This window comes from Vibrio sp. V04_P4A5T148, assembly GCF_963875605.1.
Lineage (GTDB): Bacteria > Pseudomonadota > Gammaproteobacteria > Enterobacterales > Vibrionaceae > Vibrio > Vibrio anguillarum.
In genome coordinates, this window is the sequence record NZ_CAWNMS010000113.1 from 51,627 (window position 1) to 75,096 (window position 23,470).

The window sequence follows — 23,470 nt, forward strand, 5'->3', positions numbered from 1 at the left end:
GGTTTCCGTTCTTGGTGAAAATCGAGAAGAAAGAGATATATCGGTGAATAGCGCAGCTTGGTAGCGCATCTGGTTTGGGACCAGAGGGTCGGGGGTTCGAATCCCTCTTCACCGACCACTTTAATAAGCCTCAGTCGAAAGACTGGGGCTTTTTAACATCTGGTGTTTGGAGCCTTAATCAAGGTAATGAGAGCCAAAGTGGGGTTCGTCTGATTTTCAAAACCGGGCTCTTCACCGACCACCTTAAAAAGCCTCGGTCGAAAGGTTGGGGCTTTTTAACATCTGGTGTTTGGAGCTTTAATCAAGGTAATGAGAGCCAAAGTGGGGTTCGTCTGATTTTCAAAACCGGGCTCTTCACCGGCCATCTTAATAAGCCTCAGTCGAAAGACCATTCTCTCTATTCAATGTTCGATTCCTTATTGACTCCTATCTCATTAAGTCAGTGAATTATCATGTTTAAAGGCTAAACCCTAAATTTTCTGTTCAGATGAATTCACTGCTTTTCTGCCTTTTCATTAGTTTTTAGTCTGGCATTTTGTTGGTTATTCTGGTTTTTGTTTCTAATGTGTTACGTGATATGCCGCAATATAATTTGAAATTTTATTCTACATTCATTTTTAGAATGCATGGTAAATTGGCGTTTTCTTAGGCTTAACGTCTATGTTTTGGGGTGTATTACTGCGTGCTAGAATATTGGTCATACCAATGATTAATGCATATGTGGTGCATAAAAATACGATGTTACTGCTTTGGTTTGATTTGATATCGACTTTTTATCCTATCGATGTTGCTTTTCTGTGAAATATTTGCCAAATTGATGGCCTTGTTAATTACCAGAATATTGTACTGGTATGAATGGATTCATTTTTACTGGCTTTGAACGCTTTGTTGTTCAAAGGTAGTTACAGACAGGGCACAACACTGCCCAAGTCGTAGAGGTCTGGGATGTCACTTTTAGAAGTAAAAAACCTGCGTATTGAATACCCATCGCGTCATGGTGTTCACGTTGCTGTGAAATCGCTTTCGTTTAATATCGAGCGGGGTGAAATTGTTGGGGTTGTGGGAGAATCAGGCGCCGGAAAATCGACCGTAGGTAATGCGGTTATCGATTTATTGAGCCCACCCGGTCTCATTGCCAGTGGCGATGTGTTCTTAGATGGTGAGAAGATTTCAGGCTTATCGCCTGAGCAGATGCGCCAAGTTCGCGGCTCTAAAATTGGCTTTATTTTTCAAGACCCAATGACGTCGCTTAATCCGCTATTTACTGTTGAACATCAACTGACAGAAACCATCCACGCCAATATGAAAGTGACTGAGGAAGAAGCGTATCAGCGTGCACTTTCTTTGATGAAGCAAGTGGGTATTCCTCAGCCTGAAAACCGTTTGAAGCAGTACCCACACCAATTCTCTGGTGGCATGCGTCAACGTGTTGTGATTGCCATTGCGCTGGCGGGTGAACCTGATCTTATTATTGCCGATGAACCGACCACTGCATTAGACGTTTCTATTCAAGATCAAATCTTGAGCCTCATCCGCGAGCTATGCATTAAAAACAATGTTGGTTGTATGCTGGTCACCCATGATATGGGTGTGGTCTCGAACGTGACGGATCGCGTCGCGGTGATGTATCGCGGTGACTTGGTTGAATTTGGACCGACAGCTAAAGTGTTGGGCGCTCCGGATCACTCCTATACGCGCAGTTTGATTTCCGCCGTTCCTCGCTCAGATAAAAAACTCGATCGCTTTCCGCTGGTGAGCTATATCGAAGAGGCAAGTGAGTTAAAACCACTGGATGTTAAAAACCATTGGTTAGGTCAGAGCCAAGATAATCGCCAATACACAGGCCCACTGCTGACAGTGGAAAACGTGAATTTACGTTTTACGACCAAAGACTCATTGTTTGAAAGTCGCCGTGAATATGTCCAAGCTTCAAATGACGTCAGTTTCGAGGTGTTTGAAGGGGAAACTTTTGGTTTGGTTGGGGAATCAGGTTCCGGTAAATCAACCATCGCACGCGTGATTGCGGGCCTGTACGCTCCAAACTCAGGCAAAGTCTGTTTTGAAGGGATTGATCTTACTGCGCTGAAATCGGAAAACGAGCGCCGTCCGATGCGCCGCCAGATGCAGATGGTGTTTCAAAACCCTTATACCTCAATGAATCCGAGAATGAAGATTTTCGATATCATTGCCGAGCCGATTCGTTTTCATAAATTAACCCGTAGCGAAGCGGAAACACGGCAAATAGTGCATGACCTTTTAGAGCACGTAGGCCTAGGTAAAATGGCGGGAGTGAAATATCCGCACGAGTTTTCCGGCGGTCAACGTCAACGTATTTCGATTGCTCGCGCACTCGCTACGCGTCCTCGCTTATTGATTTGTGATGAACCCACGTCCGCGCTCGACGTGTCTGTGCAAGCGCAGATCTTAAACCTATTGAAAGATCTGCAAGATGAGCTCAATTTGACCATGCTGTTCATCAGCCATGATTTACCGGTGATCCGCCAAATGTGCGATCGTGTCGGCGTCATGCAAATGGGGACCTTATTGGAAGTTGCCCCTACAGAGCAGTTGTTTAAGTCACCTCAACACCAATACAGCCAACATTTGATTTCTTTAATGCCTGAGTTTACGGGCTTAAGAGAAGATGCAGTAACGGCGTAAGCCAAAAAAGTTACAGATAGAAATATCATGACCAAGCGTGCTTGGAATGAATAAACAGAAGCAATTACAACAACTAGGGATTTGGATTCCCGCATAAGGAGTTATGCAATGAAAACCATGAAAAGCAAACTAACAGTAGCTTTGATGGCGGCAGGCTTAAGCTTTGCAGCTAGCGCGGCCAATATTACCGTCGCTTATGATTCTGACCCTGTGTCACTTGACCCGCATGAGCAGCTATCTGGTGGTACGCTACAAATGTCTCACATGGTGTTTGATCCTCTTGTTCGTTACACCCAGACATTTGATTTTGAACCTCGCCTTGCTGAGAAATGGGAACGTGTCAATGATACAACGCTCCGTTTTACGCTGCGTAAAGGGGTGAAATTCCATTCAGGTAACGAAATGACGGCAGACGATGTGGTCTGGACGTTCGATCGTTTACAAGATTCTCCTGATTTCAAAGCTATTTTTGAACCGTATGAAAAGATGGTCAAAGTGGATGATTACACCGTCGAGATCGTATCCAAAGGCGCTTATCCGCTGGTTCTGCAAACCGCAACCTACATCTTCCCTATGGACAGCAAGTTCTATTCGGGCAAAGCGGCTGATGGTAAAGAGAAATCTGAAATTGTGAAGCACGGTAACTCGTTTGCTTCGACCAACGTTTCTGGTACTGGCCCATTTAGAGTGACTTTCCGCGAACAAGGCGTAAAAGTGGAATTTGAACGCTTTAAAGATTATTGGGATAGCGCATCAAAAGGCAACGTAGACAAACTGACCTTAGTACCGATTAAAGAAGATGCCACTCGTGTTGCAGCGCTCCTTTCGGGTGATGTGGATATGATTGCTCCTGTTGCGCCAAACGATCATAAACGTGTGGAAGAAGCCAAAGGTATTGATCTTGTGACCTTGCCGGGTACGCGTATCATCACTTTCCAAATGAACCAAAACAGCAATGAAGCACTGAAAGATGTTCGCGTGCGTCAAGCCATTGTTCACGCCATCAACAACCAAGGTATCGTTGACAAAATCATGAAGGGTTTTGCGACAGCTGCTGGCCAACAAGGCCCAGCGGGTTATTCTGGTTATGATGCGAACCTTGTGCCTCGTTTTGATTTGAAAAAAGCGAAAGAGCTGATGAAAGAGGCTGGTTATGAGAAAGGGCTGACGCTCACCATGATCGCGCCAAACAACCGTTATGTGAACGATGCGAAAGTTGCACAAGCTGCAGCGGCGATGTTGTCGAAAATTGGTATTAAGGTTGATCTTAAAACCATGCCAAAAGCGCAATATTGGCCTGAGTTTGATAAGTGCGCCGCGGATCTGCTAATGATTGGCTGGCACTCAGATACTGAAGACTCAGCAAACTTCACCGAGTTCTTAACCATGACACGTAACGAAGAGAGTGGTAAAGGCCAGTACAACTGTGGTCACTACTCAAATCCAGAAGTGGATAAGTTGGTTGAAGCGGCAAACGTAGAAACCGATCCAGCGAAACGTGCACAGATGCTACAAAAAGTCGAAGTGACTTTGTACAACGACGCAGCATTTGTTCCACTGCATTGGCAAAACCTAGCGTGGGGTGCGAAATCTACTTTAGATATCAAACCGATTGTTAACGCGATGGAATTCCCTTATTTCGGCGACCTAGTCGTTAGCGAGTAATTACTTAAGTTGGCCGCTCTGTAATGTGGGCGGCGCTTAAGTCACTTAAGGCATCCGCTTGGATGCCTTATTAAGATCTCTGCACTTTGCTTTATTTCAGTCGGGTCGAGTGTCATTTTTTAGACTGAATTTTTTCGTTCCTATTAAAGTTAATTCAATTTTAAAAAGAACCATCATGGATAGTTTAAGGGGCAAGGAATGTTTTCGTTTCTGGTCAAGCGCCTGTTTCAGGCACTGATAGTGATGTTTGTGATCAGTCTGGTGGCGTTTGCCATTCAGGATAACTTAGGCGACCCATTGCGTGAGCTTGTTGGGCAGTCTGTTTCAGAAAGCGAGCGCCAAGCGCTGCGCGATGAACTTGGACTGAATGATCCTTTCATTGCCAAATATACGCGTTTTATTACGGCCGCGGTGCAGGGTGATTTAGGCACGTCTTACTTTTTCAAACGTCCTGCGGTGGACGTTATTCTTGATAAATTAGTCGCAACCCTAGAGCTAGTGTTCGGTGCGACCGTAATCATCATTGTCTGTTCCATTCCATTAGGGGTTTACACCGCTATTCATCCCAAAAGCTTCTTTACCAAAGTGGTGATGGCAGGCAGCAGTATTGGTATTTCTATCCCAGTGTTCTTAACGGCGATTATGTTGATGTACGTTTTCTCGATCACGTTAGGTTGGCTGCCATCGTATGGACGAGGGGAAACCGCCAATTGGTTGGGTTGGGAATCTGGCTTTTTCACGGCTGATGGATTAGCACACTTGGTGCTGCCTTGTGTTTCACTGGCATCGATCATGCTGCCGCTGTTTATTCGTTTAGTGCGTTCTGAAATGTTGGAAGTGCTGAGCTCGGAATACATCAAATTTGCTAAAGCTAAAGGCTTGGCATTGAACAAAATCTACTACCAACATGCACTTAAAAATACCATGTTACCGGTGCTAACCGTCGGCGGTGTACAAATTGGGACTATGGTGGCCTACACCATCTTAACCGAGACTGTTTTTCAGTGGCCGGGTACGGGCTTTCTTTTCCTTGAAGCGATCAACCGAGTTGATACTCCGCTTATCACCGCTTACGTCATATTCGTTGGCCTGATTTTTGTTGTCACCAACACCATTGTCGATCTGTTATACGGTCTGATTAACCCGACTGTGAACCTTACTGGAAAAGGAGCTTAATCATGAGCCAATTTGCTGCTGCTCCATCCCGTTGGGAGCGTTTTAAACAGTCTGATTTTTTGTACTATTTCTTGCGTGATAAAGTGGCGATGACCAGCTTCGTCATCTTTTTGGTATTCTTAACTTTGTCTATCGCGGCGCCACTGATTGCACCCAGTAACCCGTACGACCTATCATCGATTGATCTGATGGATGCAGAATTACCTCCCTCTTGGATGGACGGAGCCGATGAGCGCTTTGTGCTTGGCACGGATGAGCAAGGGCGCGATATTCTGTCGACCATACTGTATGGCTCGCGTCTATCACTGACGATTGGCTTTTTGGCGGTCGGTTTACAGTTACTACTTGGTATCGTGATTGGCCTTTCAGCTGGCTACTTTGGTGGGCGTATTGATAGCTTTTTGATGCGTTTTGCTGATGTACAGCTATCGTTTTCAACCATGATGGTGGCGATCATTGTTTCGGCAATTTTCAAAGCCAGTTTTGGGAGTGAATTTTATAGTCAGTATGCGGTTGTGATGTTGGTGGTGATTATCGGCGTGGCTGAGTGGCCACAATACGCGCGGACAATTCGTGCGTCCGTGCTCGCCGAGAAGAAAAAAGAGTATGTGGAAGCGGCTCGTGTGATGGGTTTTAAATCGCCACGCATCATGTTTCGCCATATTTTACCTAACTGTTTATCGCCTATTTTGGTTATCTCAACCGTACAAATTGCCAATGCGATTATGTCTGAAGCGGCACTCTCTTTCCTAGGCTTAGGTTTGCCAGTCGATCAGCCATCATTGGGTGCTTTGATTAGCATGGGCTTTAACTACATCTTCTCTGGCGCTTGGTGGATTACGGCTTTCCCTGGTTTTGTACTAGTCACATTAGTGTTGGTGATCAATCTGTTGGGTGACTGGCTACGCGATGTTTTTAACCCAAAAATTTACAAAGGGTGATGTGGCAATTGATTTTTGCTAAAGAAAATCCCTAAACTAAAAGCCGCCGTCAAATGCGGCTCTTTTTTTGCTAGTATTTTTGTTATACCCAACCCAAATCCATTGAACTAGGGAACATTGAATCGGTAATGTTGTCACTACTATTAAGCAAGTATATGGACTCAATATGATGACCCTGATGCGGAAAACGACCCTGTGTGTGACATCAAGCCTAACGGTGTTGGCGTCGCTGGCTTTATTTCAACCCGCTTGGGCGGACGATTTTCTTTGTGATGCGACTCAAGCTTCTGTCGATCAGCTGCCCATTCTTGATAAAGCATGCCCAATAGGGCAAGGTTTATGGGGAAAGAAAAAGCCCAAAGGGCAATCATCCACTTTTTGGATTCAGTGTGGTGTGTTAAATAAGCCATTATCTTTGCTGAAAGCCAAAGCGTTTTATACCCATATTTCTACCGATGTATGGCTAAAACCAGAAGCGAAAACGTATCGTTGCTTAATCGGGCCTTACACTGACTACAGTCAAGTGAAGAGAGAGCTGCCTCTTATCCAGCAAATTCCCGGCTACAAAGAAGCTTTCATTCGTCAGGTTGTCAAAGGGCACGCTCAGTCTAGCTCGCCGATAAAAAAGACAACTTCCGCTCAAGCAACGTCTGCCGCAAATCAGATCACCAAAAAGTCTTTACCGAAACCACGAGTGGAAATGGCGAGTTCGCCATTATCAACGAAACCATCAACCAAAGCGCCAGCTCTTAATGTTCCGCCAGCGGTTGAAATTCGTTTGAGCACCACCGCAAACGGTTTGCAGTTTGTGGTGCCTCATTTACGTTCGAGTGATGAACAGTTCTATATGGAACATGGCCTACCATGGAGCCGCCTAAACTATGAGGTGGCAGAAAAAACCTGCCAACAAATGGCGATGCGCTTGGTCACGGAAGAAGAGTGGCAACGCCTTTTGGATTCAAAACAGATGGACAGTAACCAATGGCCAATGCACTTACCTTATTGGGGATGGTCGCAAAAAGGGTTTTTTACCAACGGCAAAGTCAGCCAACTGAAAGGTTCCTCATTACTCAATGTGATTTGCGTTAAATAAGTGTCTCAGTTTGCCGTCAGAAATGGCGGCAGCGCTACTCTTTCTTTCCCTCTTCGAGTAATTGTAGATAGCGTTGTTCGATAAAATCTTTTTCTTTACTGATGTGATACAACTGTTTTTTCATCGCTTCGACATCGACAGAAGTGCCACCTTGTTTGGCTTGCTCTTTGTATTTCTCAATGGTCTCTAGTAGTTCTTTTTTCTCGGCTTGATAATTTTTTGCCATTTCGTAGAAATCACCTGCTTTACTGATCTTAATGTATTCCGCTTCTAACTGTTCAAACTCTTTTTCGATGGTGGCTTTTTCTTCTTTCAAACTGTCAACGGTATCAGTTTGAGCAAAGAGTTTTTTACGAGTCACTCGTAGCCCTTTCACACTTTTATCGAGATCGCCTTTCAGTTTGCGGATCAACTTATGCGATTTACTCAATTTCTCATTGAGTTCATCAATTGAAGCCTGATCTTCTGCGCTAATGCCCTGAGAAGAGGAATTTTTGATGAGAGAAACCTGTTGCTCGAGCGCTTTTTGAATGATGATTAAATCATTCAGAGTCGAGCTATGCTCTGCGGTGTAGTTCAACGCATTTTCAACGGATTGTTGGCATAAATGAAGCGTGTCTTCATCGCTATCACTTTTATTACGAGTAAAACCATGCGCAAATTTCCTAAATTCACGCAGGATCAGCAGTAGGATAAAAAACCAAGCCAACAAGATAATAAGCCCGAGATCGATCGCTAAGAGCGATAAAACCTTTTCGGTGAGGAACTCTTGTATTGGCATCACATAAACCCACTTTTGTTGCTGTATTTTCAGGTAAGTTTAGTTGTTGTAAAAAAATGTGCCTATACTTTGAACAAGTTAGGTCATAGAAAAATATGCTGTGAAGATTCTCATTGTTGATGACAGTAAAGCGACACTTGAAATAGTCAGACGTGCCTTAGAGGCGTTTGGCTACCGACGTTTGTCCATTCAAAAGGCAGACAATGGTAAGGCCGCACTCAAGCTGATTGGCAGTTGGCAGCCGGATATTGTCTTAACAGATTGGCATATGCCCGGCATGACGGGGCTGGAGCTGACACAAGCGATAACCAAACGTAAGCTCGGGATAAAAGTGGCAATGCTTACCACGGTGGCCGATGAGCAACAAATCAAACAGGCGCTTGAAGCTGGAGCGTCGTTTGTGTTATCGAAACCGTTTGACGATGGTGAACTGCACCAAAAGTTGCTTCCTTTAGTGCAAGGAGCGGAAGAGAGCTGCATTGAATTAGATGAAATGGTTGAGCTGCAAGATGAGTTGGCTTTACCAAAGCTTTCGCAGCTAGAGAAGCTGCTAAAAAGAGCGGTAGGTGCTGATATCGTGCTGAATAATATTCGTCGCCAATCGTTTGATGAGAGTAAAATCCCTTGTTTGATGGCAGTCTATGAAGATGGCGAAACGCAAAAGCCGCGCGCGGTGGCACTGCTTGATATATACGCCGTTTGTGTCTTTGCTAAAGGCAACCCCAGCATTACCAAAGAGCAGCTACAACAAGCGGTACACAGCAAAATGGTCAGTAAGGATATTCTCGATACTTGCCAGAAAATATTAAGTGCTTCCGCATTAGCGTTTCTTGATAATCAAACCCGCAAAAGCTTGAAGTTAAAAAATATCAGTTTTATCCCTCAATCGTTTGAAAAGCTCGAAACCCTATTTGCCAAAGAAGCGGATAAACGGGTCGATTTTTCCTGCCAAATGGGGGCGTTAGCCCAAGGGAAAATTACTTTGGTGGGATTTTAATCATCTTTAAGAGCATATTCTGAGGTTATCTTTATGACAGGATGATTTTTGCTACTGGGTATATTCTTAGATGATATTGATGAGCCGTTATTCATGAGATATAAGCAAAATTGCCACTTAGTGACTATATTTAAGTTATTCCTAAAAGTATTTAACATTAGGATCAATTGATTAATTAAAGGAAGCGATATGATAAAGTTTATACGGATATTCATCATTGGTTGCTTAAGCCTATTTATGTCAGCCCCACTTTTAGCGAATGTTACGTGGGAGGGGCATTGCCGAGATAGAAAGCCCTATCTTTATTTTGAAAATGGTGAGTGTAAAGGCCCTGGTGGTGATGTGATTAATCAGGTTATTCTTAAGTTGGGGCATAAAGTCCATTGGACAAAAGTTCCTTGGGCAAGAACCATTGGTGTCGCTCCACAGGGTGGAGTTGATCTTATTCCTCTGCACTCTATGGATGAAGAGAGAGAACAGTTTCTTCACCCATTATTAATGGGGTATGGTGAAAGAGAGGTGTTTTATTTTACTCGGACGAACTCGGATATTGATGCAAATAGTTTTGATGAAATTGTCAGCCGAGGTTTTGTTATTGGTGCACTCAATGGCAGTTTTTATAGTGACCAATTCAACCAAAATACAGACAAATTAAAAATCAGTTTTGTCACTAGCGTAGAACAAATTATTAATATGCTAGAAGCTAGTCGAATCGATCTTGCTATCACCTCTGAACAGCATGGGCTTAATCTTTTTGAAAATGACCCTAAATTAAAGAAAATAAGTTATAAAAACATTTACCTAAATGGTCGTTTTTTTAGTGTGCCTAAACGATCGGCGAACTATCAGTATATCGATCAGCTAGAGAATATTTTAACTGAAATGCGTCGTTCCGGAGAGATTACTAGGATATACGAATCTTATAACTTAGAAGCCCCAATTCAGAAAGAGTAGATTGAGGAATATTACTTTTTATTTTTATATTTCATTGCGATATATCTATTCGTAATTTAAACAGCAGCGAGGCGGTTTATGACTCGCTGCTATTTTACGATAAAGAATATATTTAGTTTCTCATGGTAACAAACTCTTCACTACCCGTTGGGTGTATTGCCACAACTGAATCAAAATCGGCCTTGGTTGCGCCCATTTTCATGGCTACGCCAAAGCCTTGAATCATTTCATCAACCGCAAAACCGATGCCGTGTAGGCCAACAACGGTTTCTTCAGGGCCAGCGCATACTAGTTTCATTTTGCATGGTTGACGGTGAGAGGTGACGGCGGTGTACATGGCAGTGAAGCTAGATGTATACACTTTGACATTCTCTTCGCCATATTGCGCTTGGGCTTCTTGCGTGGTGAGGCCAATTGTGCCGATTGGCGGATGGCTAAAGACCACGGTCGGGACTAGTTTGTAATCCATCTTCGCATCGGTTTTGCCATTAAACAGGCGCTCTGAAAGTTGACGGCCTGCTTTGACGGCTACTGGTGTGAGCTCGATACCGCCTTCCATGATATCGCCGACACAGTAGATACCCGCGACGTTGGTTTGCTGGTACTCATCAACCTTAATATAGCCTTGTGCATTGGTTGCCACACCCGTTGCTGCTAGGTTTATCGCATCGGTTGCTGGGTGGCGGCCAATTGCCCAAATGAGCGTATCAACGTTTTGGCTTTGGCCATTTTCAAGGTGTAGAGTCAGGCTGCCATCGGCTTCTTTGATCACTTCTTTTGGCACTGAATGAGTATGTAATGTTGGGCCTTCCGCCGCCATGACTTCAGTGAGTGTTTCGATGATCATGGGATCAAAGCTGCGCAGTGGTGATTCTTTGCGCACGTAAAGGTGCGTTTCAGTGCCGAGTGCGTTGAGTACGCCCGCGATTTCAACCGCAATATAACCTGCGCCCACAACCGCGACGCGTTTAGGCTGTTCGGTCAAGTCAAAGAAACCATTGGAATCAATGCCGTATTGTGCCCCTGGGATCGCCGGAATCGTTGGGCGTCCGCCAACGGCAATCAGGATATGATCTGCCGTGTAGTGTTCCCCGTTTACTTCTACGGTTTTTGCATCAACGAAGCGTGCAAAACCGCGGATCACTTCCACTTTATTATTGCCCAATACGCGGTCGTATGATTGATGAATACGGCCAATATACGCTTGGCGGCTCTCAATCAGTTTTGACCAATCCAATCCTTTGACATCGACATCGAAGCCGTAATCTTTGGCATAAAGGTGCATTGCTTCAGCAATTTGCGCGCCATGCCACATCACTTTTTTCGGAACACAACCGACGTTGACACAAGTGCCGCCAAGGTCTTTGGCTTCAATCAGTGCGACTTTCGCACCATACATTGCCGCGCGGTTCGCTGAAGCGATACCACCAGAGCCACCACCGATACAGATATAATCAAAATGCGTTGTCATTACTTTCTCCATTATTCTTTTTTCATCCTATTTGACCTTGGTTTTGTACGGTGTTGGCAACCATAGCAAGGCGAAAAAGGTTCTCTACTTCTTTGATAGATTGGGTCAGTTTATTCTGGTACAACCCATTCGACTTTAAAATGACCGGTTACCGGGGCAATCGCTTGCTGAAGAAACGGTAAAATTTCCTGCATTTGCCCTTCCAGTGTCCACGGTGGGTTAATCACTATCATGCCTGAAGCGGTCATGCCACGTTCATGGGTGTCTGGCGACACGCCCAATTCAATTTGTAAGATTTTGCGAATACCGAGGCTTGCCAGCCCTTCAAGCAAGTCATCAATGGTGTCGCGATTCACTACGGGATACCAAATGGCGTAGATACCCGTCGCCCAGCGCTTATAACTTTGGGCAATGGCTCTTACGACATCGCTGTACTCTTTGGCCAATTCGTAAGGGGGATCGATCAACACTAAGCCGCGACGCTCTTTCGGTGGCAGGCTACCGATTAAGCGTTGGAAACCATCTTCTTTGTAAATCGATACCTGACGATCTCGGTGGAACTCTTGCTCGAGCAAAGGGTAATCGCTCGGATGCAATTCAGTGAGCACCATACGATCCTGCGCGCGTAGATGAGCACGCGCTACGCGCGGTGAGCCGGGGTAGTAGCGTAACTCTTCGCTTTCATTGAGTGCTTTTACTGCCTCAAGGTAGCTTTGAATGGCGGGTGGCGTTACATTTTGTTGCCAAATACGAGCAATCCCTTGTTTATATTCACCGGTTTTTTCTGACCATTCATGGGTCAAGTCATAACGGCCCACGCCAGAGTGGGTGTCATGATAAACAAAAGGCTTCTCTTTTTGCTGTAATGCATTGAGGATAAGGCTTTGTACGATATGCTTTAATACATCCGCGTGGTTGCCCGCGTGAAAACTGTGGCGATAACTTAGCAAAATAGGCTCTCAAAACACCCCAAATGGAGTGTGTTTCATCAATCAAACGTATTGGCTGATTATACGCCACTATTGAAAATTGCTGAACCTACCTATATTTACTATTTCAGATAAACAAAATCGACGGTTGCCGTGAAACAATCAGTGACTGTTGCAGAGAAATGCATCAACGTGCAGGCGCGTCTTAACTTAAAAGGAATGTTTTATGTCTAATCCACTTCTCACTTTCACGGATTTACCGCCGTTTTCCGCCATTAAGCCAGAGCATGTGAAGCCTGCGGTTGAGAAAGCGATAGAAGATTGCCGCACCGAAATTGAAAAACGCCTTGCTGGCAATAGCACCCCAACGTGGGAAAACTTGATTGCACCCATTGAAGAGGTGGATGATCGCTTAAGCCGCATTTGGTCGCCAGTGAGCCACCTTAACTCAGTGCTCAATAGCGATGAACTGCGTGATGCGTACGAAAGCTGTTTGCCGCTGCTGTCTGAATACGGCACTTGGGTTGGGCAACATAAAGGCCTGTTTGAAGCCTATAAGAGCATGAAAGCCAGCGATACTTTTTCCTCGCTCTCTCAAGCGCAGCAAAAAACCATCAATGATGCACTGCGTGATTTTGAGCTATCGGGTATCGGCTTGCCATTGGCAGAGCAAAAACGGTACGGCGAGATCAGTAAACGTCAATCTGAGTTGGGTTCTAAGTTCTCTAACAATGTACTGGATGCCACGATGGGCTGGACCAAGCACATTACCGACGCTAATCAATTAGCGGGCATGCCAGAATCGGCATTAGCGGCTGCACAAGCGGCGGCGCAAGCCAAAGAACTTGATGGTTATTTATTAACGCTCGACATTCCTTCTTATCTGCCAGTGATGACTTATTGTGATAACCAAGCTCTGCGCAAAGAGCTTTATGAAGCGTATGTCACGCGTGCCTCGGATCGCGGGCCAAATGCGGGCAAGTGGGATAACAGCGAAATCATCGCTGAGAAGCTCAAACTGCGTCATGAAATAGCCCGTATGCTCGGCTTTAATACCTACAGTGAAAAATCACTGGCGACTAAAATGGCGCAAACGCCCGATCAAGTGTTAGGGTTTTTAAATGATTTAGCCACTAAAGTGAAACCGCAAGGTGAGCGTGAAGTAGAAGAGTTGCGTCAATTTGCGCAGCAAGAGTTTGGCGTGACCACGCTAGAGTTGTGGGATATCGCTTACTACAGCGAAAAACAGAAACAGCACTTGTTTGATATTTCAGATGAAGAGCTGCGCCCTTATTTCCCAGAGTCGAAAGTGGTGAGCGGCCTATTTGAAGTGCTCAACCGCGTATTTGGCATGAGCGTCAAAGAGCGCTCTGGGGTTGATATTTGGCATCCATCGGTGCGTTTTTTCGATATTTTTGATGCGAAAGGATCACTGCGGGGCAGCTTCTATCTCGACCTGTATGCGCGCGAACATAAGCGTGGTGGCGCGTGGATGGATGATTGCCGTGGCCGCCGTATCACTCAAAATGGCGAGCTACAAACCCCAGTGGCTTATTTGACCTGTAACTTTAATCGCCCAATCGGTGATAAACCTGCGTTATTTACTCATGATGAAGTGGTCACTTTGTTCCATGAGTTTGGACACGGGATCCACCACATGTTGACTCAAGTTGAAGTGGGTGCGGTATCTGGCATCAACGGTGTACCGTGGGATGCGGTTGAACTGCCAAGTCAGTTCCTTGAAAATTGGTGCTGGGAAGAAGAGGCGTTAGCGTTTATTTCAGGTCATTACGAAACGGGTGAACCGCTACCGAAAGAAATGCTCGATAAAATGCTCGCGGCGAAAAACTTCCAGTCAGCGATGTTTATTTTGCGCCAACTTGAATTTGGTTTGTTCGATTTCACCTTGCACACCACTTACGATCCCGAAGTAGGCCCGCAAGTGTTGGAAACTCTCGCCCAAGTGAAAAAGAAAGTGGCCGTGTTACCAAGCCTTGAATGGAACCGTTTCTCACACAGCTTTAGCCACATCTTTGCTGGCGGTTACAGCGCAGGTTACTACAGCTACTTATGGGCAGAAGTGCTTTCGGCGGATGCGTTTTCTCGCTTTGAGGAAGAGGGGATTTTTAACCCACAGACTGGGCAAAGTTTCTTGAATAACATCCTTGAAATGGGTGGTAGTGAAGAGCCGATGGAGTTATTTAAACGCTTTAGAGGCCGCGAGCCGCAAATTGATGCGTTGCTGCGTCATGCGGGGATCGCCGCGTAGTCACGCGCTTAAAATGCGATGAAGCTCGAATTAGCCCACCTTTGCGGTGGGCTTTTCATTTTTGAATACCCAGAAAAATGTGATAGAGACGAGCATCTTGCCGCGATTTGAGGTTATAATCTGGGCAATTATGTATAAATAACCAGTAGCTTAGCCATGATGGATCCTTCTCTCTTACTCGACGGTCTCAACGATAAACAGCGCGAAGCGGTTGCCGCGTCTTTAGAAAACTTGCTGGTGCTTGCCGGAGCGGGGAGTGGTAAAACCCGAGTATTGGTGCATCGCATTGCTTGGCTTATCTCGGTTGAAAACGCCTCGCCTTTTTCAGTCATGTCGGTGACTTTTACCAACAAAGCGGCGGCGGAAATGCGTGGCCGAATTGAAGAGTTGATGATGGGCAGTGCATCGGGCATGTGGAATGGTACCTTCCACGGTATTTGCCACCGTATTTTACGCGCTCACTATCTTGACGCTCGCCTGCCTGAGGATTTTCAGATCCTCGATTCTGAAGATCAACTGCGTTTGCTGCGTCGCTTAATCAAAGCACAAAACCTAGATGAGAAGCAGTGGCCAACGCGCCAAGTGTGCTGGTGGATTAACGGTAAAAAAGATGAAGGTCTTCGTCCGAAGCACATCGATGCGTACCGCGATCCCGTGACTCAAACCTATTTGCGGCTTTATTCCGCGTACCAAGAGGCGTGCGATCGCGCAGGTTTGGTTGATTTTGCCGAAATTTTGCTGCGTTGCCACGAGATGTTGCGTGATAAGCAGCACATTCGTGAACATTATCAAGCGCGCTTTAAACACATCTTGGTCGACGAATTTCAAGACACCAATAACATCCAATACGCGTGGCTGCGCATGATGGCTGGGCGCGATTGCCACGTGATGATCGTCGGTGATGATGATCAGTCCATTTATGGCTGGCGTGGTGCCAAAATTGAAAATCTCGAAAAATTCACGCAGGAATTTCCGAGCGTTAATACCATTCGTTTAGAGCAAAACTACCGTTCAACTAAAACCATTTTGCAAGCCTCGAACGCACTGATCGCGAACAACACCGAGCGAATGGGTAAAGAGCTCTGGACCGATGGCAGCGAAGGCGAGCCAATTTCTATCTATTCGGCCTACAACGATCTTGATGAGGCGCGTTTTACTGTCAATAAAATCAAAGAGTGGCGAGATAAAGGTGGCGGATTAGAGGATTGTGCGATGCTTTATCGCAACAATGCCCAATCTCGTGTTTTGGAAGAAGCCTTGATTCAAGCGGGCTTGCCCTACCGTATCTACGGCGGCATGCGCTTCTTCGAGCGCCAAGAGATCAAAGATGCGTTAAGTTACTTGCGTTTGATGTCTAACCGCAATGATGATTCTGCCTTTGAGCGAGTCGTAAATACGCCACCGCGTGGCTTGGGTGATAAAACGCTGGAAACCATCCGTTTTGCGGCGCGAGATCGCGGCTGTACCTTGTGGCAAGCGAGCCTTGTGTTGTTGGAAGAAAAAGTGCTCACAGGACGTGCGGCAAGCGCATTAAGCCGGTTTATTGAGCTGGTCAATGCCCTTGAAGATGATAGCGCTGAGATGCCGTTACACAGTCAAACCGACCATGTAATCAAAACCTCTGGCTTGTTTGAGATGTATCAGCTTGAAAAGGGTGAAAAGTCCAAAGCCAGAATTGAAAACTTGGAAGAACTAGTCACCGCAACACGCCAATTTGAAAAGCCAGAAGAAGCGGATGAGATGAGCATGTTGACGGCCTTTTTAACCCACGCAGCGCTGGAAGCGGGCGAAGGGCAGGCTGACGAGTTTGATGATGCCGTACAGTTAATGACACTGCACAGCGCGAAAGGGTTAGAGTTCCCGTTGGTGTTTATGGTTGGCGTTGAAGAGGGCATGTTCCCTAGCCAAATGTCGGCCGAAGAAGCGGGGCGATTGGAAGAGGAGCGCCGTTTGTGTTACGTCGGAATGACGCGCGCCATGCAAAAGCTCTACATTACTTACGCTGAAATTCGCCGTTTATACGGTCAGGATAAATACCATAAGCCGTCACGCTTTATCCGTGAGCTGCCAGAAAACTGCCTTGATGAAGTGCGCATGAAAGCGCAAGTGAGCCGACCAAGCAGTGCCGGGCGTTTTAGTCAAACAGCGGTCAAAGAGAACTTTAACGAGACAGGCTTTAGCTTGGGCGCACGCGTGAAACACCCTATTTTTGGTGAAGGCACCATCATTAATTTCGAAGGTAGTGGCCCGCAAAGTCGAGTGCAAGTCGCTTTTAACGGTGAAGGCATTAAATGGCTAGTGACTGCTTATGCCAAGCTAGAGAAACTATGATCTTCCTTGTACGAAGAAAGGGTACTTTTCTTTGCTGAGATGGTTGGATTGTTCTCCTCTCCTTTGAGGGGGAGGCAGGGAGGGGTGTTTATGGCGTTGTTTAAACCAAATACCTAACCTAGCCGTTCAAGATATGAAAGCTGGATAACTCATCTACTTATCCGATCCAAAAGAAAAACCCCGAGGGCTTGCGCCCTGCGGGGTTATAGTCTTACTTGCAGCAATCCAGCTACGAAAGTGCTCCATGCATCAAATCCATGATAGTGGCTGAATTCCGTCAGCTTAATCCGTTCTTCGCCTTCCTAGCGGTGTCCTTGGTGACTTCCTAGTCTGCTAACCATCCACGTTAGCGCGCTTCACTTGTTCCTTGAGCGGTGTCCTTTACATCATCCTGATGTTCAGTCCTTGCCTCGTCCAGAGGTGTCCATCGTCTTTCCTTAGTAGTAACCATCCTAGCTACTATTGCGTCCATTCAATGTCCAATTTGCTTTCCGTGCCGACCATTCATCCTGAGCAGTCGTCTCTTCATCCTGAAGATGACCAATCCGTGGTGCTTTCCTGTTCCGTGTCAGAATCCTTCCGACAAGGTTCATATTACCCATCTCTAATTTATCGGCAATGCTAGAGAAACGCTTTTTTCGCAAAGGGTTTCTCTAGTTGGTTATTATTTTATTTAAAATCAATTAGTTAAGTTTTTTAGTGTTGATTTTCCTACTCAAAAAGCGATATTTGCTCACTCCTTTGTAAGAGATCTCGCACAAAAATGGGCGCGAATCGCTGCATCAATGGCTAAGGCTAAGCAGCGCTTGCAATAAAATAAGTCCACCGATGAGCGTAAAAATGATGCCACATACCGCATCAATATACACAGTGAGTGATTGCAAACGTTTTTGTAGGCGGGCGGTGGAGAGCATCCACGCCAAGGTTGAGAACCACATAAAAGAGAGCCCCCAAAGAATCAGCAAGGCGATACCTTTACCTGAAAAGGACATCCCCACAGGCACTAAACTCGACATTAAGCTGATAAAAAAGACCAAAGCTTTTGGATTAAAAATATTGGTGATAAAACCGCGGGAAAAGGCTTGGCGTTGATTTTCGATCAGCTTGTAGCGCTCATTGTTGACTCCGACAGCTTGTGGCGATCGCCAGGTGGTGTAGATGGATTTGAGTGCGCCCAAGCCTAAATAGAATAAATACCCCCCGCCGGCCAGTTGCACCATCGCAAACAGTGCGGGTTGTTGATGCACCAAATAGCTTATCCCTGTGAGGCTAAGCAATGAGTGAATGACAATGCCACATGATAACCCTAGCGCAATAAAAACTCCGGTTCTGCGACCGTAACGGGTGGCATTTTGTACCACCAGTGCCACATCTGGGCCGGGGCTTAATAATGCCATAAAATGTACGCCAGCCAATGTGGCCAATATGGAAAGTTCGTTCATGTATTCTCCTCATGTTTTACGGTGAGTATGCGTGGAGAAAACGTGCTTGCCTTGTAAATTTCTGACAGTTTGGTTAGTAAAGTGTGCGATTGATGGCGGAGGGTGGCAGGCCAAAGGTTGCTTTGAACGCCTTACTGAAATGGGCTTGATCATAAAAACCGACTTGATAGGCGACTTCAGTGCTAGAGGTGCCGGTTTTCAACAATTTCATCGCTTGCTCTAAACGTAAACGCAATAACCACGCATAAGGTGTGATGCCCGTTTGCGCCTTGAAATGGCGCTGAAACTGAGTGGGTGAAAGCTGGCAAAGCTGAGCGAGTTGTTCAAGGCGGATTGGTTGGTCGAGTTGACTGAGTACCCACTCTTTCAGCGTGGCGAGGTTGCGCTGGCCGAGCGGTTTAACCTCCGGCAGTTTCAAGTGGCTATAGCGTTCAAGCAAAGGTGTGAACCCTTGGTAGGGTAAGCAATCTTTAGCGAGTTGACTGAGCTTATCCTGCTTCATGGTGTGATGAAGTTGCAGCAGTGAGCAAAAAAGTGGCGCGTCATCGACTATTAACTGCTCAAAACCCAGCACTTGTTCAATCTGCTTGGCTTCTAAGGTTTGCTGTAGCCAAGTAGGTTCAATAGCAAACACTTGCACTTGGTAGCCAGAGCCATTGTGCGCTTGCCCATCGTGCAGCTCATCTGGCGACATCAGAACTACGCCGCCCCGTTGTACCTGATGCCAAGCGCCTTGGTGGTAGAAGCGCTGCGTTCCTTGAGTGATAAGGCCAATATGAATATCAAGATGGTAGTGGCGATCAAACGCAAACTGACGATAGTCTGCATCAATCAGACCGATCGCAGGATAGGCCGTTTGGCTGTAGCTCACTTTATCCATAGAGACCAAAATTTAGGGTTGAATAATGCAAGCTTAGCCAGCCATGTCGCCACTGTCTTGTAAAAAATGATCACAGAGCCCTCGATCGCTTTGACGAACGAGGGGAATAAACAATCCTAATTAAACGGATGCCCTCTGAGCGCGTCGCGCGGTTCGGCCTGTTTTTAAACCATCAAAACTGAACAGCAACAATGCAGCCCAAATAAAGGCAAAAGTAATGGCTTTATCACTAGAGAAGGCTTCACCGTAAACCAAGACCGCGAGCAAAAACATCAAGCTTGGGCCGATGTATTGGAAGAAACCCAGCGTTGAAAGTTTTAAACGCGTTGCTGCTCCTGTGAAACAAAGCAAAGGCAAGGTCGTGATGATGCCAGCTGCGATCAGCAGTAGGTTGAGGTTAAGCGGATTGAGCGCCATATCTGAAGTTGGCGAGCTGGCGATAAACAACAGATAAATCAACGCCGCGGGTAACATTACCAAGGTTTCGATAAACAAACCTGTTTGGGCATCAACCGCCACTTTTTTACGCAGTAAGCCATACAAGCCAAAAGTGGTCGCCAAAGCGATGGCGACCACAGGAATCGAACCAAACACAATTAACTGAATGGCCACACCAATGGTGGCTAGCGCTACCGCGACCCACTGCAGTTTGCGTAATCGCTCACCAAGAAAAAGCATGCCGAGCACCACATTGAGCAGTGGGTTAATGTAATAGCCTAAACTGGCATCTAACATATGATTAGCATTGATCGCCCAGATGAAAATTAACCAGTTCACCGCAACCAGACAAGCAGTGGTCATTAGATAGATCATCTTTGATTTATGAGTAATCACACTGCGTACACTACGCCAGTTGCGGCCAAAATGAAGCAATGCTGCTAACAAGAAAAACGACCACACTACGCGATGAGTGAGGATCTCAAGTGCAGGAACATTGTTGATTGCTTTAAAATAGATCGGTGCGATGCCCCACATAGTGTAAGCACCAATAGCGAGTAAAACGCCTTGTCTGGAGCGTTGTTGTTCTTCTGCGGTCATGATGAATTCTCAAAGGAGTGAAGTGCTGAGCCAGCGAAACGATTCGACAGTATATACTGTTCCTCAAGTAAGTTGCAGCTTTGTTAATCAACCGCCTAGTCGGGAGTTTGAGTGGCGAATAATGGCCGAGAATCAAGTGATTCGCTTTACCGCTACATTTTGCGGTTTTATTCACCATCGAACCCCACTACAATAAGACGCTTTGCGGTATAGCGGTTGCTCTACCCCTTTTGTTCATCCTTGGAAATTTCATGACCGCAACGTTAATGGCTCAACAAACCGATCCTCAACCTGAGACACCGCACAGTATTTTACAGACTGTGTTCGGTTATCAGTCGTTTCGTGTCGGTCAGCAAGAGGTGATTGACGCTTCGTTAGCGGGGCAAGATAGCTTAGTTATCATGCCAACGGGTGGAGGAAAATCGCTCTGTTATCAGATCCCTGCGTTAGTCAAAGAGGGCATCACTTTAGTCATCTCGCCGCTCATTTCATTGATGAAAGACCAAGTGGATCAGCTCAAAGCCAACGGTGTCGCGGCTGAGTGTATTAATTCAAGTATGTCACGTGAGATGCTGATGTCGGTGTATAACCGGATGAATGCGGGGCAACTGAAGCTGATTTACGCGTCGCCTGAGCGCGTTTTGATGCCCGATTTCATCGAACGCTTGCAGCAGTTGCCATTGGCGATGATTGCCGTGGATGAAGCACACTGTATTTCTCAATGGGGGCACGATTTTCGCCCTGAGTATGCGGCGTTAGGCCAACTTAAACAGCATTTTTCACACGTGCCTTTTATGGCACTGACGGCAACGGCCGATGACGCCACGCGCGTGGATATTTTGCACCGTTTGCAGTTGCAAGAACCGCACGTCTATCTGGGCAGCTTTGATCGTCCTAATATCCGCTATACCTTGGTCGAAAAGCACAAACCGGTTTCACAGGTGATCCGCTATCTTGATACGCAAAGAGGACATTGCGGCATCATTTACTGTGGCAGTCGCAAAAAAGTAGAAATGCTGACAGAGAAACTGTGCAACAACCATTTACGAGCGGCCAGTTACCATGCGGGTATGGACGCCGATGAGCGCGCTTATGTGCAAGAAGCATTTCAGCGTGATGACATTCAGATAGTGGTTGCTACCGTCGCATTTGGAATGGGGATTAATAAACCCAACGTGCGTTTTGTGGTGCATTTTGATATTCCGCGCAACATCGAATCTTACTATCAAGAGACCGGGCGCGCAGGGCGAGACGGTTTGCCAGCTGAAGCGATGATGCTCTATGATCCGGCCGACATCAGTTGGCTGCGTCGAATGTTAGATGAGAAGCCGGAAGGGCCACAAAAGCAGGTGGAAAGCCATAAGTTGGGCGCGATGAGCGCTTTTGCTGAAGCACAAACTTGCCGCCGCCAAGTGTTGCTCAATTATTTTGGTGAATATCGAGACAAACCTTGCGGCAACTGCGATATCTGCCTTGATCCCCCCAAGCATTTCGATGCCACGCAAGAGGCGCAAAAAGCATTATCGTGCGTTTATCGCGTCAACCAAAGTTTCGGTATTGGTTATGTGGTGGAAGTGATGCGCGGTATGCAAAATATCCGTATTCGTGAAAATGGCCACGACAAGCTCACGACTTACGGCATTGGTCGCGATCATAGCCATGATTATTGGGTGAGTATTTTCCGTCAGTTGATCCATAAAGGGTTGTTGCAGCAAAACATTACTCGCAATTCGACCTTGCAGTTGACGGAAGAGGCGCGGCCGCTGTTGCGTGGAGAAATGCCATTAGAGTTAGCTATTCCACGCTTAGACACAGCCGCTCGTGCGGCGAAATCAGATAAGTTATCCAACAAAAACTACGACAAACCACTGTTTGCCAAATTGCGTAAATTGCGTAAATCGATTGCTGATGAAGATGGCCTGCCGCCTTACGTGGTCTTTAGCGATGCGACCTTAATTGATATGGCGGAAATATTGCCCACTTCGTACGGAGAAATGTTGGCCGTTAACGGCGTTGGGCAACGCAAGCTTGAAAAGTACGCCGACCCATTTTTAGACCTGATTCAGGAGCACTTAACCCACCATGGCTGAGTTCGGTTTAGCACACAATTTACAAGATGAAGGGCGACTCGTCTTGAGTACACCGCGTTTTGATGTCGATACTTTTCCTGCACTAGGCGAGCGTTTGGTCAAGCAGCTTTCGGCTACAGTGATAGAAAAACAGTGGGATACGGACATTCACTCATGGTTGATTGATTTTGAAGGTTGCTTACTTTTTCTCAAAGCCGAGCATTACAGCGAGTCGGTTTGGCTTGAAGCACTTGCCATCAAAGAGAGCCAAGAAGAGCTGGCGTTTCTCGCGCAATTATTAGCGCGAGGTTTCTAAGCGTGTAGATCAACTCTGCATATCCGCCTTTTGGTCCTTCATTATTAAGCCGCCATTGCTTATGATTAGGCAAACATCAAGGAGGCTGGCGTGAAATTTGAGTCGATTCATCAAGAAGTTATCTCCGTTGAGCGTTTTACATGGCGCTGCTTACGCTATGCGGCGATCGCTGCGTTACTGCTGTTGACTGGCCTCATTCCCGGAGTGGTGGGTTTTGTCTACCTAGCTGATCTCCCAGCGGCGCAAGCGTGGTTGAATGCGCTTTCGATGGTCAGTGGCCTCGAGCTTCCCTACCCGATAATCAATCTGCATCTTGCGCCGAGCTTGCATCTCTTTTTAGCCTTTTACAGCTTATTTATCGAAACGGTCTTTTTCGTTTCATTGGCTACCCTATTTGCACCGATCATTCATCGCGTTTTTCATCGCATGCACTGCATTGAAGAGAGCGATTAGTTCC

General features: G+C 46.2%; 18 protein-coding genes and 1 tRNA gene. 13 read left to right on the forward strand and 6 right to left on the reverse strand.

All coding sequences use genetic code 11. From position 1 onward, the window contains the following. Positions 1-41 precede the first annotated feature (41 nt). From AACT18_RS17975 to AACT18_RS18000, 6 genes are all read left to right on the forward strand, one after another. Positions 42-118, forward strand: a tRNA-Pro gene (locus AACT18_RS17975). An 827-nt stretch (positions 119-945) separates the two neighbouring features. Further along, positions 946-2,661, forward strand: a complete 1,716-nt coding sequence (locus AACT18_RS17980) for a dipeptide ABC transporter ATP-binding protein (RefSeq protein ID WP_047688450.1) — start codon at positions 946-948, stop codon at positions 2,659-2,661. A gap of 108 nt (positions 2,662-2,769) precedes the next feature. After that, the gene (locus AACT18_RS17985; RefSeq protein WP_094125861.1) at positions 2,770-4,326 is read left to right on the forward strand and encodes an ABC transporter substrate-binding protein; all 1,557 of its coding nucleotides are present in this window, start codon (positions 2,770-2,772) and stop codon (positions 4,324-4,326) included. Positions 4,327-4,524: 198 nt separating this feature from the next. Continuing rightward, positions 4,525-5,502: an ABC transporter permease gene (locus AACT18_RS17990; protein WP_094125860.1), complete on the forward strand. Its 978-nt coding sequence runs from the start codon at positions 4,525-4,527 to the stop codon at positions 5,500-5,502. A 2-nt stretch (positions 5,503-5,504) separates the two neighbouring features. Continuing rightward, positions 5,505-6,443 (forward strand): ABC transporter permease, encoded by a 939-nt coding sequence (locus tag AACT18_RS17995; RefSeq protein WP_017043952.1) that lies wholly within the window; start codon positions 5,505-5,507, stop codon positions 6,441-6,443. Positions 6,444-6,609: 166 nt separating this feature from the next. Next, positions 6,610-7,536, forward strand: a complete 927-nt coding sequence (locus tag AACT18_RS18000) for an SPOR domain-containing protein (protein ID WP_094125859.1) — start codon at positions 6,610-6,612, stop codon at positions 7,534-7,536. Between the two features lie 34 nt (positions 7,537-7,570). On the opposite strand, the gene AACT18_RS18005 is transcribed toward AACT18_RS18000, so the two are convergent. Continuing rightward, positions 7,571-8,320 carry a chromosome partitioning protein ParA gene (locus AACT18_RS18005; protein WP_088729276.1) on the reverse strand — a complete coding sequence of 250 codons (750 nt, stop codon included), beginning with the start codon at positions 8,318-8,320 and terminating at the stop codon, positions 7,571-7,573. 97 nt (positions 8,321-8,417) lie between these two features. On the opposite strand from AACT18_RS18005, the gene AACT18_RS18010 reads away from it, so the two are divergent. Both AACT18_RS18010 and AACT18_RS18015 read left to right on the forward strand, forming a co-directional pair. Next, positions 8,418-9,314 carry a response regulator gene (locus tag AACT18_RS18010; protein ID WP_013855664.1) on the forward strand — a complete coding sequence of 299 codons (897 nt, stop codon included), beginning with the start codon at positions 8,418-8,420 and terminating at the stop codon, positions 9,312-9,314. Between the two features lie 189 nt (positions 9,315-9,503). Further along, the gene (locus AACT18_RS18015) at positions 9,504-10,268 is read left to right on the forward strand and encodes a substrate-binding periplasmic protein (protein WP_094125858.1); all 765 of its coding nucleotides are present in this window, start codon (positions 9,504-9,506) and stop codon (positions 10,266-10,268) included. Between the two features lie 112 nt (positions 10,269-10,380). On the opposite strand, the gene gorA is transcribed toward AACT18_RS18015, so the two are convergent. After that, positions 10,381-11,739, reverse strand: a complete 1,359-nt coding sequence (gene gorA, locus AACT18_RS18020) for a glutathione-disulfide reductase (protein ID WP_081245272.1) — start codon at positions 11,737-11,739, stop codon at positions 10,381-10,383. A gap of 110 nt (positions 11,740-11,849) precedes the next feature. Further along, positions 11,850-12,689: a 23S rRNA (adenine(2030)-N(6))-methyltransferase RlmJ gene (locus AACT18_RS18025; RefSeq protein ID WP_013855685.1), complete on the reverse strand. Its 840-nt coding sequence runs from the start codon at positions 12,687-12,689 to the stop codon at positions 11,850-11,852. Between the two features lie 205 nt (positions 12,690-12,894). Here AACT18_RS18025 and prlC point away from each other — a divergent pair, with 205 nt between their 5' ends. Continuing rightward, positions 12,895-14,937: an oligopeptidase A gene (gene prlC, locus AACT18_RS18030; RefSeq protein WP_094125857.1), complete on the forward strand. Its 2,043-nt coding sequence runs from the start codon at positions 12,895-12,897 to the stop codon at positions 14,935-14,937. 156 nt (positions 14,938-15,093) lie between these two features. After that, positions 15,094-17,268, forward strand: coding sequence for a DNA helicase II (gene uvrD, locus AACT18_RS18035; RefSeq protein WP_094125856.1), 2,175 nt, complete (start codon positions 15,094-15,096; stop codon positions 17,266-17,268). Positions 17,269-18,050: 782 nt separating this feature from the next. On the opposite strand, the gene AACT18_RS18040 is transcribed toward uvrD, so the two are convergent. From AACT18_RS18040 to rarD, 3 genes are all read right to left on the reverse strand, one after another. Then, the gene (locus AACT18_RS18040; RefSeq protein WP_069212055.1) at positions 18,051-18,710 is read right to left on the reverse strand and encodes a LysE family translocator; all 660 of its coding nucleotides are present in this window, start codon (positions 18,708-18,710) and stop codon (positions 18,051-18,053) included. Between the two features lie 73 nt (positions 18,711-18,783). Beyond that, positions 18,784-19,590 (reverse strand): AraC family transcriptional regulator, encoded by an 807-nt coding sequence (locus AACT18_RS18045; RefSeq protein WP_026028188.1) that lies wholly within the window; start codon positions 19,588-19,590, stop codon positions 18,784-18,786. 120 nt (positions 19,591-19,710) lie between these two features. Then, positions 19,711-20,628: an EamA family transporter RarD gene (rarD, locus tag AACT18_RS18050; protein WP_094125855.1), complete on the reverse strand. Its 918-nt coding sequence runs from the start codon at positions 20,626-20,628 to the stop codon at positions 19,711-19,713. Positions 20,629-20,879: 251 nt separating this feature from the next. Here rarD and recQ point away from each other — a divergent pair, with 251 nt between their 5' ends. From recQ to AACT18_RS18065, 3 genes are all read left to right on the forward strand, one after another. After that, positions 20,880-22,718 carry an ATP-dependent DNA helicase RecQ gene (gene recQ, locus AACT18_RS18055; protein WP_064626057.1) on the forward strand — a complete coding sequence of 613 codons (1,839 nt, stop codon included), beginning with the start codon at positions 20,880-20,882 and terminating at the stop codon, positions 22,716-22,718. After that, a complete protein-coding gene (locus tag AACT18_RS18060) occupies positions 22,711-23,013 on the forward strand; it encodes a DUF3630 family protein (protein ID WP_094125854.1) in 303 nt (100 codons plus the stop codon). The genes recQ and AACT18_RS18060 overlap by 8 nt, the downstream gene beginning before the upstream one ends. Positions 23,014-23,103: 90 nt before the next feature. Continuing rightward, positions 23,104-23,466, forward strand: a complete 363-nt coding sequence (locus tag AACT18_RS18065) for a hypothetical protein (protein ID WP_017043038.1) — start codon at positions 23,104-23,106, stop codon at positions 23,464-23,466. Positions 23,467-23,470: the final 4 nt, after the last annotated feature.

What these genes read in the sequence shown, in the direction of transcription:
- AACT18_RS17980 (WP_047688450.1), top strand. Translation starts at nt 946, where the DNA reads ATGTCACTTTTAGAAGTAAAAAACCTGCGTATTGAATACCCATCGCGT.
- AACT18_RS17985 (WP_094125861.1), top strand. Translation starts at nt 2,770, where the DNA reads ATGAAAACCATGAAAAGCAAACTAACAGTAGCTTTGATGGCGGCAGGC.
- AACT18_RS17990 (WP_094125860.1), top strand. Translation starts at nt 4,525, where the DNA reads ATGTTTTCGTTTCTGGTCAAGCGCCTGTTTCAGGCACTGATAGTGATG.
- AACT18_RS17995 (WP_017043952.1), top strand. Translation starts at nt 5,505, where the DNA reads ATGAGCCAATTTGCTGCTGCTCCATCCCGTTGGGAGCGTTTTAAACAG.
- AACT18_RS18000 (WP_094125859.1), top strand. Translation starts at nt 6,610, where the DNA reads ATGATGACCCTGATGCGGAAAACGACCCTGTGTGTGACATCAAGCCTA.
- AACT18_RS18015 (WP_094125858.1), top strand. Translation starts at nt 9,504, where the DNA reads ATGATAAAGTTTATACGGATATTCATCATTGGTTGCTTAAGCCTATTT.
- gorA (WP_081245272.1), bottom strand. Translation starts at nt 11,739, where the DNA reads ATGACAACGCATTTTGATTATATCTGTATCGGTGGTGGCTCTGGTGGT.
- prlC (WP_094125857.1), top strand. Translation starts at nt 12,895, where the DNA reads ATGTCTAATCCACTTCTCACTTTCACGGATTTACCGCCGTTTTCCGCC.
- uvrD (WP_094125856.1), top strand. Translation starts at nt 15,094, where the DNA reads ATGATGGATCCTTCTCTCTTACTCGACGGTCTCAACGATAAACAGCGC.
- AACT18_RS18040 (WP_069212055.1), bottom strand. Translation starts at nt 18,710, where the DNA reads ATGAACGAACTTTCCATATTGGCCACATTGGCTGGCGTACATTTTATG.
- AACT18_RS18045 (WP_026028188.1), bottom strand. Translation starts at nt 19,590, where the DNA reads ATGGATAAAGTGAGCTACAGCCAAACGGCCTATCCTGCGATCGGTCTG.
- rarD (WP_094125855.1), bottom strand. Translation starts at nt 20,628, where the DNA reads ATGACCGCAGAAGAACAACAACGCTCCAGACAAGGCGTTTTACTCGCT.
- recQ (WP_064626057.1), top strand. Translation starts at nt 20,880, where the DNA reads ATGACCGCAACGTTAATGGCTCAACAAACCGATCCTCAACCTGAGACA.
- AACT18_RS18060 (WP_094125854.1), top strand. Translation starts at nt 22,711, where the DNA reads ATGGCTGAGTTCGGTTTAGCACACAATTTACAAGATGAAGGGCGACTC.